Origin of the sequence: Burkholderia sp. EMB26 (genome assembly GCF_024730645.1) — a bacterium.
Taxonomy (GTDB): Bacteria; Pseudomonadota; Gammaproteobacteria; order Burkholderiales; family Burkholderiaceae; genus Burkholderia; species Burkholderia cenocepacia.
The window spans coordinates 20,240-32,831 of record NZ_CP078072.1; the positions used below are offsets into that span (position 1 = coordinate 20,240).

A 12,592-nucleotide genomic window follows, 5' to 3' on the forward strand; every position below is an offset into this window, starting at 1 on the left:
CGACGACGGACATGCAGACGACGCAACACGACCCGTACCAGGACATCCGCGAAGCGGTGCGCGACCTGTGCAGCCAGTTTCCCGGCGAGTATTTCCGCCAGATCGACGACGCGCGCGGCTATCCCGACGCGTTCGTCGACGCGCTGACGAAGGCCGGCTGGCTCGCCGCGCTGATTCCGCAGGAATACGGCGGCTCGGGGCTCGGCCTCACCGAGGCGTCGATCATCATGGAGGAGATCAACCGCGCGGGCGGCAACTCCGGCGCGTGCCACGGGCAGATGTACAACATGGGCACGCTGCTGCGCCACGGTTCGGCCGAACAGAAGCGCGCGTATCTGCCGAAGATCGCGAGCGGCGAGTTGCGCCTGCAATCGATGGGCGTGACCGAGCCGACCACCGGCACCGACACGACGAAGATCAAGACGACCGCCGAGCGGCGCGGCGATCGTTACGTGATCAACGGGCAGAAGGTGTGGATCTCGCGCGTGCAGCATTCGGACCTGATGATCCTGCTCGCGCGCACGACGCCGCTCGCCGACGTGAAGAAAAAATCCGAAGGGATGTCGATCTTCGTCGTCGATCTGCGCGAGGCCATCGGCCACGGGCTGACGGTGCGGCCGATCCCGAACATGGTCAATCACGAGACCAACGAGCTGTTCTTCGACAACCTCGAGATTCCGGCCGACAACCTGATCGGCGAGGAGGGGCAGGGCTTCAAGTACATCCTCGACGGGCTGAACGCCGAGCGCACGCTGATCGCGGCCGAATGCATCGGCGATGGCTACTGGTTCATCGACAAGGTGTCGCAGTATGTGAAGGAGCGCGTCGTGTTCGGCCGCCCGATCGGGCAGAACCAGGGCGTGCAGTTCCCGATCGCGCGCGCGTTCGTGAACGTCGAGGCCGCGAGCCTGATGCGCTTCGACGCCGCGCGCCGGTTCGATGCGCACGCGCCGTGCGGCGCGCAGGCGAACATGGCGAAGCTGCTCGCGGCCGACGCGTCGTGGGAGGCCGCGAACGCGTGCCTGCAATTCCACGGCGGCTTCGGCTTCGCGTGCGAATACGACGTCGAGCGCAAGTTCCGCGAAACGCGCCTGTACCAGGTCGCGCCGATCTCGACCAACCTGATCCTGGCCTACGTCGCGGAGCACCTCCTCGACCTGCCGCGCTCGTTCTGACGGAGGCCGACGATGCGACCCCTCGACGGCATCAAGGTAATCACCCTCGAACATGCGATCGCGGCGCCGTTCTGCACGCGCCAGCTCGCCGATCTCGGCGCGCGCGTGATCAAGATCGAACGGCCGGGCAGCGGCGATTTCGCGCGCGGCTACGACGAACGCGTGCACGGGCTGTCGTCGCACTTCGTGTGGGTGAACCGCTCGAAGGAGAGCCTGACGCTCGACGTCAAGCAGCCCGCTGCGGCGGCCGTGCTCGACGCGCTGCTCGCGGATGCCGACGTGCTCGTGCAGAATCTCGCGCCCGGTGCGGCCGAGCGTCTCGGGCTCGGCTACGACGCGTTGAAGCACACGCATCCGCGCCTGATCGTCTGCGACATCTCGGGTTACGGCGACGACGGCCCGTATCGCGACCGCAAGGCGTACGACCTGCTGATCCAGAGCGAAGCCGGGTTCCTGTCGATCACGGGCTCGCCCGGGCAACCGGCGAAGGCCGGCTGCTCGATCGCGGACATCGCGGCCGGCATGTACGCGTACACGAACATCCTGAGCGCGCTGCTGATGCGCGGCCGCACCGGCGCAGGGTGCCGGATCGACGTATCGATGCTGGAGAGCATGGTCGAGTGGATGGGCTACCCGCTCTACTACGCGATCGACGGGCAAAGCCCGCCCGCGCCGTCGGGCGCGTCGCACGCGACGATCTGTCCGTACGGCCCGTTCCCGGCCGGCGACGGCAAGACCGTGATGCTCGGGCTGCAGAACGAGCGCGAATGGAAGCTGTTCTGCGAGCAGGTGCTGCGGCAGCCGGCGCTCGCCGACGATCCGCGTTTCAACGCGAATTCGAAACGGCATGCGGCGCGCGACGCGGTCGATGCGCTGATCGTCGATGCGTTCGCGACGCTGACGGCCGCCGAAGTGATGCAGCGGCTCGACGCGGCCGGCATCGCGAACGCGCAGATGAACACGCTCGACGACGTATGGCGGCACCCGCAATTGCAGGCGCGCGAGCGTTGGCGCAGCGTCGACACGGCCGCGGGCCCGGTGCCCGCGCTGTTGCCGCCGGGGCTGCCCGCCGGCGTCGAGCCGCGCATGGATGCGGTGCCGGCGCTCGGCCAGCATACCGATGCGATCCTCGCCGAACTCGGCTACGACCGCGCGCGGATCGCCGCGCTGCGCGCGAACGGCACGATCTGATTCCGCTTTCACGACGACGATGACCCATCCGATTCCCGCCATTGCCACCGCCCCCGGCTGCACGCTCGCGACGTTCGCGTCGCAGCTGCGCTTCGACGCGATTCCCGCCGACGTCGTCGCGCGCACCGTCAATCTCTACGTCGACTGGCTCGGCTCCGCGCTGGCCGGCAAGGGCGCGCGCCCGGTCGAGACGATCGCGGCGTTCGCGCGCCGCGCGGGCGGCTCGCCCGGCGGGCCCGGCACGGCCGACGTGCTGATCGACCGCACGCGCGCGACGCCATACTTCGCGGCGATGACGAACGGCGCGGCATCGCATTTCGCGGAACAGGACGACGTGCACAACGGCGCGGTGTTTCATCCGGCGACCGTCGTGTTTCCGGTCGCGCTCGCGCTGGCGCAGGCCCGCGGCGCGAGCGGGCGCGACTTCATCGCGGCGGCGGTCGCCGGCTATGAAGTCGGCATCCGCGTCGGCGAGTTTCTCGGGCGTTCGCACTACAAGGTGTTCCATACGACCGGCACCGCCGGTACGGTGGCGGCCGCCGCGACGGCCGGGCGGCTGCTCGGGTTGCCGCCGGAACGGATGCTCGATGCGTTCGGCTCGGCCGGCACGCAGGCGAGCGGATTGTGGGAATTCCTGCGCGATGCGGCCGATTCGAAGCAGCTGCATACGGCGATGGCCGCCGCGAACGGGCTGATGGCGGCCGAGCTTGCGCGCGACGGGTTTCGCGGCGCCACGCGGATTCTCGAAGGCGCGCAGGGGATGGCGGCCGGCATGTCGACCGATGCGGACCCGGCCCGCCTGACCGACCGGCTCGGCGCGCGCTGGGCGACCGCGGAAACGTCGTTCAAGTATCACGCGTCGTGCCGCCACACGCATCCGGCCGCCGACGCGCTGCTCGCGGTGATGGCGCGCGAGCGGCTGGCGGCGGCGGACATCGGGACGGTCGTCACGCACGTGCACCAGGGTGCGCTCGACGTGCTCGGCGCGGTCACGGTGCCGAGCACCGTGCATCAGGCGAAGTTCAACATGGGCACCGTGCTCGCGCTGGCCGCGTTGCACGGGCACGCGGGCGTCGACGAATTCGAGCGCGATTACGCGGCTGCCCACGTCGCCGCGTTCCGCGACCGCGTGTCGATGGCGTTCGACGACGAAGTCGATCGCGCGTATCCAGCGCGCTGGATCGGCAAGGTCACGGTCACGACGCGCGACGGCCGCACGTTCACGGGCCGCGTCGACGAGCCGAAGGGCGATCCGGGCAACACGCTGTCGCGCGACGAGATCGCGCGCAAGGTACGCACGCTCGCCGCGTTTTCGGGCGCGGCGTCCGGCGCCGAGGTCGAGCGGCTCCTTGCCGACGCGTGGCAGGTCGCATCGTGCGATGCGATCGGCACGCTGTTTCTGGAGGCCTCGGCATGACGTCCGCGTCCGCCCGTTCGTGGCTGTTCGTTCCCGGCAATCGTCCGGAGCGCTTCGAGAAGGCGCGCGCGGCCGGCGCCGACGCGGTGATCGTCGATCTCGAGGATGCCGTGCCGCCGGATGGCAAGCCGGCGGCGCGCGATGCGGTCGTCGTGCAGCTCGATGCCGCGCGGCCCGTGTGGGTGCGCGTGAACGCGGCCGACACCGCATGGTTCGCGGACGACCTCGCGGCGCTCGCCGCGCATCCGGGCGTGGCCGGCGTGATGCTGCCGAAGTGCGACACGCGTGCGCAGGTGGACGCGGTGCTCGCGCATGCGCATCGCGCACTCGAACTGCTGCCGATCGTCGAGACGGCGACCGGCATCGCGGGGCTCGACCAGGTGTGTGCGGCGCCGCGCGTCGTGCGCGTGGCGTTCGGCACGCTCGATTTCCAGGTCGACCTCGGGATCGACGGCGACGGCGAAGCGCTGAACGCGTTCCGCTCGCGGATCGTGCTCGCGTCGCGGCTGGCGGGGATCGCGCCGCCGGTCGACGGCGTGTCGACGGTCATCGACGATCCGGCCGCGATCGAACGGCATGCGCGCTACGCGCGGGGCTTCGGCTTCGGCGGGAAACTGTGCATTCATCCCAAGCAGATCGATGCGGTGCACCGCGCGTATGCATGGACCGACGCGGAACAGGCGTGGGCGCGGCGCGTGCTCGATGCCGTCGACGCGAGCGGCGGTGCGGCCGTGGCGCTCGACGGCAGGATGGTCGACATGCCGGTGATCCTGAAGGCGCGGCGGATTCTGCGCGGGTAGGCGGCCCGCGACATGGGTCCGAACGATAAAGGTGCCGGATTCGTCTCCGTCCCGGGCACGTCGATTGCATCGCCCGATTCGACCCGTAAGTCCTGCTTTCGCGCGCGATTGCACTAGGACAATATTTTCGGGGTGTCTTTCTGAGCGACCATGCGGAAGCCACGACGGAGACATCGAGATGGGACGGACGGAGGTATCGGCAGGCTGGCGCGACGCGATCGGCGCGGTGCACGGCATCGAGTCGAAATACAAGCGGCTCGTGAAGGCGATCGCCAGCGACATCGAGAACGGCGCGCTCGCGCCGGGCGCCCGGCTCGCGCCGCAGCGCGACGTCGCATCGAGCCTCGGCGTCAGCGTGCAGACCGTCACCAATGCGTACAAGGAGCTGGAGCGCCAGGGGCTGATCCGCTGCGAGGTCGGCCGCGGCAGCTTCGTGGCCGCGCGCGTGACCGAATCGATGTCGAACTACATCCTCGATACGACCGAGCGCGAACTGGTCGACTTCTCGATCGCCCGCATCGTGCACACGCCGGAGCACGATGCCGCGTGGCGCGGCGTGTGCGCGGCGCTGGCCGGCACCGACGACCAGCCGTGGATCCGCTCGTTCCGGCCGATCGCCGGCCTCGATGCGCATCGCGACGCCGGCGCCGCGTGGCTCGCATCGCTGAACATGCCGGTGCACCGCGAATCGCTGCTGGTCACGAACGGCGCGGCGCACGGGATCTTTCTCGCGCTCGCGTCGATCGTCGGGCCGGGCGATACCGTGTTGTGCGAAAGCCTGACCGATCACGGCGTGATCGGCTCCGCGAACGTGCTCGGGTTTACGCTGAAGGGGCTCGAGATGGACGAGCACGGCATCCGTCCCGAACATTTCGAGGAGATGTGCGACGGCGAGCGGATCAGCGCGCTCGTCTGCACGCCGACCCTCAATAATCCGACCGTGTCGATGATGACCGAGTCGCGGCGGCGCTCGATCGCGCGCATCGCGACGCGCTACGGCGTGTACGTGATCGAGGACGACGTGTACGGTCCGCTGCCCGAGAAGACGGGCACGCCGATCGCGAGCCTGATTCCGGAGCTCGGCTTCTACTGCACGAGCATGACGAAATCGGTGCTGACCGGATTGCGCACCGGCTATCTCGCGATGCCGCGGCGGCTCGCGTTGCGCGTCGAGAGCGTGCTGCGCGTGAGCAGCTGGATGGCGACGTCGCCGATCGCGGAGATCGCGACGCGCTGGATCGCCGACGGCACCGCGCGGCGGCTCGTCGAACTGCAGCGCCAGCGGCTCGCCGTGCGTCAGGAGATGGTGAAGGCCGCGCTGGGGCCGTATGTGCTCGGTGCGCACCCGAACGCGCTGTCGGCCTGGCTGCGCGTGCCCGACTACTGGCAGGCCGAGCGGATCGTGCGCGAATTGCGCACCCGCAAGATCGCGGTGACGTCGCCCGATCCGTTTCTCGTCGGCGGCACGGAGCGGCCGAACGCGGTGCGCGTGTGCATCGGCGCCGAAACGTCCGATGCCGCGTGCAACGCGGCGCTCGAAACGATCGCCGGCGTGTTCGAACAGTATCCGCACCTGAACGATTTCCACTGAACCGGCGGCGCTGCCGCGATGTCGCGCGCAATGTATCAGGACATTCGAAAGCGCGATTTGGAACATTAGACTGGATCGCATCACATTCGTCGCGAGGCGTGCGTTCCATGTCTTTCCTGTCGCTGTCCGACGTCTACCGCGCGCGCCGCCGCCTCGCCGGGCGCGCCGACGGTACGCCGCTCGTCGCGTCCGCCGCGCTGTCCGCGCGGGTCGGCGCCCCCGTTCATCTGAAGCTCGAAACGCTGCAGCCGACCGGCAGCTTCAAGCTGCGCGGCGCGACCAACGCGCTCGCGGAACTTGCCGCGCAGCGCGTGACGCGCGTGGTCACCGCGTCCACCGGCAACCACGGCCGCGCGGTCGCGCATGCGGCACGCGCGCTCGGCATCGACGCGGCCGTCTGCATGTCGTCGCTCGTGCCGGCCAACAAGGTCGACGCGGTCGCGGCGCTCGGCGCGCGCGTGGTGATCGTCGGCGACAGCCAGGACGACGCGCAGGTCGAAGCGCGGCGGCTGGTGCGCGACGAAGGCTACGCGTACGTGCCGCCGTTCGACGATCCGCGCATCATCGCCGGCCAGGCGACGATCGGCGTCGAGATTCTGGAAGCGCTGCCCGATACCGCGACGCTCGTCGTGCCGCTGTCGGGCGGCGGCCTGTTCAGCGGCGTCGCGTTTGCCGCGAAGGCGATCCGGCCGCCGATCGAGGTGATCGGCGTCTCGATGGCGCGCGGCGCCGCGATGCATGCGAGCCTCGCGGCCGGCCGCCCGGTCGACGTCGACGAGCAGCCGACGCTGGCCGATTCGCTCGGCGGCGGCATTGGCCTCGACAACCGCTACACGTTCGACATGACGCGCGCGCTGGCCGACGACGTCGTGCTGCTCGACGAGCCGTCGATCGCGCGCGGCATCGCGCATGCGTATCGGGAAGAACGGCTCGTCGTCGAAGGCGCCGGCGCGGTCGGCCTCGCCGCATTGCTGGACGAGCGGATCGTGCGCCGCGATCGCGGCGGCCCGATCGTGGTCGTCGTGAGCGGCGCGAACATCGACATGGCCGCGCATCGCCGGCTCGTTTCGGAGCACTGACATGGCCCATCCCGTCACGTTGCTCGGCCAGGCGCAATTGCGTGCGCTGGTGCCGCTCGATCTCGCCGCGATCGACCAGGTCGAGGCCGCGTTCGCGTCGCTCGCGACCGACGCCGTCGTGATGCCGCCGATCCTGAATCTCGCGCTGCCGGCGCGCCACGCCGAAGTGGACGTGAAGACCGCGTACCTGCCGCGCTTCGACAGCTTCGCGATCAAGGTCAGCCCCGGCTTCTTCGACAATCCGTCGCTCGGGCTGCCGAGCCTGAACGGGCTGATGCTCGTGCTGTCGGCCCGCACCGGCCTGACCGAGGCCGTGCTGCTCGACAACGGCTACCTGACGGCCGTGCGCACCGCGGCGGCCGGCGCCGTGGCCGCGCGCCGGCTCGCGCGCGCCGATGCGCACCGCGCGGCGATCGTCGGTGCGGGCGAGCAGGCGCGGCTGCAACTCGCTGCGCTGAGGTTGGTGCGCGACATCACCCACGTGACGGTGTGGGCGCGCGACACCGCGCGGGCCGCGCAGTTCGCGGCCGACGTGCGCGCGGCGCACGGCATCGATGCGACGGTCGCGCGCTCGGTGCATGCGGCGCTGGCCGACGCGGACATCGCCGTGACGACCACGCCGAGCCGCGCGCCGCTCGTGCACGCGGAGGACTTGCATCCCGGGCTGCATGTGACGGCGATGGGTTCGGACGCCGATTACAAGACCGAACTCGCGCCGTCGGTGTTCGGCGCGGCACGCTATTTCTGCGACCGGCTGCAGCAGACCCGCGTGGCCGGCGAGCTCGCGCATGCGATCGCGGCTGGCGTGGTCGCGGCCGATGCGGTGTTTCCCGAGCTCGGCGAAGTCATCGCCGGCCGGCGCGAAGGCCGCACGCATCGCGACGACATCACGATCTGCGACCTGACCGGCACCGGCGCGCAGGACACCGCGATCGCCGTGCTCGCGCTGCAGCGCGCCCGCGCGGCCGAAGCGGGCACGATTTTTCACAACGACCTCACGACTTGAGAGGAGACAGATGGCCGCAGTCATCGAAACCAACGAAGCCGCGCCGCGTCTCGCGTTCGCGCGCAGCGAATATGCTGCGCGGATCGCGAAGACGCGTGCGGCGATGGAGCGGGCCGGCATCGACCTGCTGATCGTCACCGACCCGACCAACATGGGCTGGCTGACCGGCTATGACGGCTGGTCGTTCTACGTGCACCAGTGCGTGCTGCTCGCACTGGACGGCGAACCCGTGTGGTTCGGCCGCAGCCAGGACGCGAACGGCGCGAAGCGCACCGCGTTCATGGCGCACGAAAACATCGTCGGCTATCCCGATCATTACGTGCAGTCGAGCGCGCGCCATCCGATGGATTACCTGTCGACCGAGGTGATCGCGGCGCGCGGCTGGAGCACGCTGCGCATCGGCGTCGAGCTCGACAACTACTACTTCAGCGCGGCGGCGTACGCGTCGCTGCAGCGGCATCTGCCGGGCGCGCGCTGGGTCGATGCGACCGCGCTCGTCAACTGGCAGCGCGCGGTGAAGTCCCCGCGCGAGATCGAGTACATGCGCGTGGCCGCCCGCATCGTCGAACGGATGCATGCGCACATCGTCGAGACGATCGAGCCGGGCATGAAGAAAAGCGATCTGGTCGCGCAGATCTATGCGACCGGGATCGGCGGCGCGGACGGTTTCGGTGGCGACTATCCGGCTATCGTGCCGCTGTTGCCCACCGGCGCGGATGCTGCCGCGCCGCACCTGACCTGGGACGACTCGACGTTCGCGCGCGGCGCCGGCACGTTCTTCGAGATCGCCGGCTGCTACCGCCGCTATCACTGCCCGCTGTCGCGCACCGTCTATCTCGGCAAGCCGCCCGCGCACTTCGTCGAAGGCGAGCGCGCGGTGGTCGAGGGCATCGAGGCCGGGCTCGCGGCCGCGAAGCCGGGCAACGTGTGCGAGGACATCGCGAACGCGTTCTTCGCGGTGCTGCGCCGCGCGGGCATCGAGAAGGACAGCCGCTGCGGCTATCCGATCGGTGCAAGCTATCCGCCCGACTGGGGCGAGCGCACGATGAGCCTGCGTCCGGGCGACCGGACGGTGCTCGAACCCGGCATGACGTTCCATTTCATGCCGGGGCTGTGGCTCGACGACTGGGGGCTGGAGATCACGGAAAGCATCCTGATCACCGAGACCGGCGTCGAGACGTTCTGCAACGTGCCGCGCAAGCTGTTCGTGAAGGAGTAGGGCGATGCGTGCTTCCCCGATTACGCCGACCGTCGATTTCGACGCGGACGGCGAACAGCACGGCTTCCTGAAGCTGCCTTACTCGCGCGACGATTCCGCGTGGGGCGCGATCATGATTCCGGTGACCGTCGTGAAGCGCGGCGACGGGCCGACGGTGTTGCTGACCGGCGGCAACCACGGCGACGAATACGAGGGGCCGGTCGCGCTGTCGAAGCTCGCCGGTTCGCTGAAGGCGGCCGACGTGACCGGCCGCGTGATCGTCGTGCCGTTCATGAACTATCCGGCGTTCCGCGCCGGCTGCCGCACGTCGCCGATCGATGCCGGCAACCTGAACCGCAGCTTCCCGGGTCGGCCGGACGGCACCGTGACCGAGAAGATCGCCGATTACTTCCAGCGCCACCTGCTGCCGCTCGCGACGCACGTGCTCGACATTCACGCGGGCGGGCGCACGCTCGACTTCGTGCCGTTCGCGGCGATTCACGTGCTGGAGGATCGCGAGCAGGAAGCGCGCTGCGAGCGTGCGATGCGCGCGTTCGGCGCGCCGTATTCGATGCGCATGCTGGAACTCGACAGCGTCGGTCTCTACGACAGCGCGGCCGAGGAAGCCGGCAAGGTGTTCGTGTCGACCGAGCTGGGCGGCGGCGGCACGTCGACGGCGGCGAGCGTCGCGATCGCCGAGCGCGGCGTGTACGGATTTCTCGCGCATGCGGGCGTGATCGCGAAGGACGTCGTGGACGGCAACGCGCCACGTACGACGACGCTGCTCGACATGCCGGACGGTTCGTGCTTCACGACGAGCGAGCATCACGGGCTGCTCGAGATGTGCCGCGATCTCGGCACCGAGGTCGACGCCGGCGACGTGCTCGCGCGCGTGCACGCCGTCGACCGCACGGGCGTCGCGCCGGTCGAATACGTCGCGCGGCGGCGCGGGCTGCTCGCGGCCCGGCACTTCCCGGGCATCGTACAGCCCGGCGACACGGTCGCGGTGGTGGCCGACATCGTCGAGCGCAACATTCCGGTGGCCGTATGAGGACGCGCACGACGTGATCAAGCTCGACCGATACGACCTCGCGATCCTGCGCCTGCTCGAGCGCGACGGGCGCATCACGAAGTCGAAGCTCGCCGAGGCCGTGAACCTGTCGATTTCGCCGGCATGGGAGCGCGTGCGCAAGCTGGAGGAAAGCGGCGTGATTCGCGGCTATCGCGCGGACGTCGACTGGATCGGCGCGTTCTCGGGCAGCCGCATCGTCGTCGAGGTGACGCTGTCGCGGCACACCGCGCCCGACATGCGGCGCTTCGAGGATCGCGTGGCCGCGGCACCCGAGGTCGCGCAGTGCTACGCGACGGGTGGCGGCGTCGACTACGTGCTGCACGTGGTCGCGCGCGACATCGACCATTACCAGCGCTTCATCGATGCGCTGCTGATGGAAGACCTCGGCATCGAGCGCTACTTCACGTACATCGTGACGAAGGTCGTGAAGTGCGAATCCGGCGGCGCGCCGGACTGGCTGTAAAAGTTCGCGCCGACGCGCGGCAATACGGAAAAAACCGGCATTTCCGGCCGTGCAAACCGAAATTTCCGCATGCGCCGGCGCGACACAATGAAGTCCGTGCCCACCAACGAGGAGACGCAGCATGCTGCCCGGACACCCTGTTCTGTTCAAGTCGACCTGCTATGTCGACGGTCGCTGGATCCACAGCGACAGTGCCGCGACGGTCGCCGTCGTGAACCCCGCGGACCAGGCCGTGATCGGCCACGTGCCGATGCTCGAACGCGCACAGATCGTCGCGGCCGTCGACGCCGCGCAGCGCGCGTACGAGACCTGGCGCTGGACGCCGCAAGCGGTGCGCAGCGCGGCGTTGCTGCGCTGGCATGCGCTGATCCTGCGTCACGTCGACGATCTGGCCGCGCTGCTGTCGCTGGAACAGGGCAAGCCGCTGGCCGAAGCGCGCGGCGAGATCCGCTATGCGGCGAGCTTCGTCGAATGGTTCGCGAGCGAGGCGAAACGCGTCGCGGGCCGCACGATCCCGACGCATATCGACGGCGCGCATCTCGGCACCGTGATGGAGCCGGTCGGCGTCGCCGCGCTGATCACGCCGTGGAATTTCCCGGCCGCGATGATCACGCGCAAGGCGGCGGCCGCGATCGCGGTCGGGTGCGCCGTGGTCGTGAAGCCCGCGCACGAAACGCCGTTCTCGGCGCTCGCCCTCGCGCAACTCGCCGACGAGGCCGGCTTGCCGGCCGGCGTGTTCAACGTCGTGCTCGGCGAACCGCAGATGGCGATGGAAACGCTGGTCGGCGATGCGCGCGTGCGTGCGGTGAGCTTCACCGGCTCGACGCGCGTCGGCCGGCTCGTGACCGAAACCGCCGCGAAGGCCGGCATCCGCAAGATCGCGCTCGAACTGGGCGGCAATGCGCCGTTCATCGTGACCGAGGATGCGGACGTCGACCAGGCGGTACAGGTTGCCGTCGGCGCGAAGTTCCAGACGTCCGGCCAGGACTGCTGCGCGGCGAACCGGATGCTCGTCGCCCGACCGCTGTACGACACGTTCGTCGAACGGTATGCGCACGCGGTGCGGGCGCTGAAGACGGGCCCCGCGTTCGAGCCGGGCGTGGACATCGGTCCGTTGATGCACCAGGCCGCGTTCGACGCGACCGTGGCGCGGGTCGAGGATGCGCGGGCACGCGGCGCACGCATCGTCGCGGGCGGCCGGCCGCACGCGCTCGGCGGCTGGTTTTACGAGCCGACCGTGATCGCGGATGCCGCGCCCGGCATGCGCGTGGTCGACGAGGAAAACTTCGCGCCGATCTCGGCCGTCAGCGCGTTCGACACGCTCGACGAAGCGGTCGAAACGGCCAACGACACCGAGTACGGCCTCGCCGCGTACGTGTGCGCGACCCGCATCGACACGATCTTCCAGCTGGTGCGGCGGCTCGATTTCGCGATGGTGTCGGTCAACGGCGTGAAATTCACCGGTGCGCCGATCCCGTTCGGCGGGATGAAGGCGTCGGGCCTCGGGCGCGAAGGCGGCGCCGAAGGCTTCGAGCCGTTCACGGAAACCAAGTACTTCTGCCTCGGCAATCTCGGCCTGCCTGTTGCGGCGACGGCCTGA

General features: G+C 69.6%; 11 protein-coding genes. All 11 read left to right on the plus strand.

The window, feature by feature from the left end; genetic code table 11:
* Window positions 1-11: 11 nt before the first annotated feature.
* The 11 genes from KU887_RS30450 (at window position 12) to KU887_RS30500 (ending at window position 12,592) form a co-directional block, all read left to right on the plus strand.
* On the plus strand, window positions 12-1,175 hold the full coding sequence (locus KU887_RS30450; protein ID WP_006497852.1) for an acyl-CoA dehydrogenase family protein: 1,164 nt from the start codon (window positions 12-14) through the stop codon (window positions 1,173-1,175).
* 12 nt (window positions 1,176-1,187) lie between these two features.
* Complete coding sequence (locus KU887_RS30455; RefSeq protein ID WP_006482159.1) at window positions 1,188-2,366, plus strand: CaiB/BaiF CoA-transferase family protein; 1,179 nt, start codon at window positions 1,188-1,190, stop codon at window positions 2,364-2,366.
* 19 nt (window positions 2,367-2,385) lie between these two features.
* Entirely contained in the window at window positions 2,386-3,783 is a 1,398-nt protein-coding gene (locus KU887_RS30460) for an MmgE/PrpD family protein (RefSeq protein ID WP_258258682.1), read from the plus strand.
* A complete protein-coding gene (locus KU887_RS30465; protein ID WP_258258683.1) occupies window positions 3,780-4,583 on the plus strand; it encodes a CoA ester lyase in 804 nt (267 codons plus the stop codon). The genes KU887_RS30460 and KU887_RS30465 overlap by 4 nt, the downstream gene beginning before the upstream one ends.
* A gap of 178 nt (window positions 4,584-4,761) precedes the next feature.
* Window positions 4,762-6,174: a PLP-dependent aminotransferase family protein gene (locus tag KU887_RS30470; RefSeq protein WP_006482158.1), complete on the plus strand. Its 1,413-nt coding sequence runs from the start codon at window positions 4,762-4,764 to the stop codon at window positions 6,172-6,174.
* 107 nt (window positions 6,175-6,281) lie between these two features.
* Entirely contained in the window at window positions 6,282-7,253 is a 972-nt protein-coding gene (eutB, locus tag KU887_RS30475; RefSeq protein ID WP_006482160.1) for a hydroxyectoine utilization dehydratase EutB, read from the plus strand.
* Between the two features lies 1 nt (window position 7,254).
* On the plus strand, window positions 7,255-8,259 hold the full coding sequence (locus tag KU887_RS30480; RefSeq protein WP_059721488.1) for a cyclodeaminase: 1,005 nt from the start codon (window positions 7,255-7,257) through the stop codon (window positions 8,257-8,259).
* A gap of 10 nt (window positions 8,260-8,269) precedes the next feature.
* On the plus strand, window positions 8,270-9,478 hold the full coding sequence (doeA, locus tag KU887_RS30485) for an ectoine hydrolase DoeA (RefSeq protein ID WP_006497858.1): 1,209 nt from the start codon (window positions 8,270-8,272) through the stop codon (window positions 9,476-9,478).
* A 4-nt stretch (window positions 9,479-9,482) separates the two neighbouring features.
* The gene (gene doeB / locus KU887_RS30490) at window positions 9,483-10,508 is read left to right on the plus strand and encodes a N(2)-acetyl-L-2,4-diaminobutanoate deacetylase DoeB (RefSeq protein WP_006489637.1); all 1,026 of its coding nucleotides are present in this window, start codon (window positions 9,483-9,485) and stop codon (window positions 10,506-10,508) included.
* 13 nt (window positions 10,509-10,521) lie between these two features.
* On the plus strand, window positions 10,522-10,992 hold the full coding sequence (locus KU887_RS30495; protein WP_006497860.1) for an Lrp/AsnC family transcriptional regulator: 471 nt from the start codon (window positions 10,522-10,524) through the stop codon (window positions 10,990-10,992).
* A gap of 121 nt (window positions 10,993-11,113) precedes the next feature.
* The gene (locus tag KU887_RS30500; RefSeq protein ID WP_006497861.1) at window positions 11,114-12,592 is read left to right on the plus strand and encodes an NAD-dependent succinate-semialdehyde dehydrogenase; all 1,479 of its coding nucleotides are present in this window, start codon (window positions 11,114-11,116) and stop codon (window positions 12,590-12,592) included.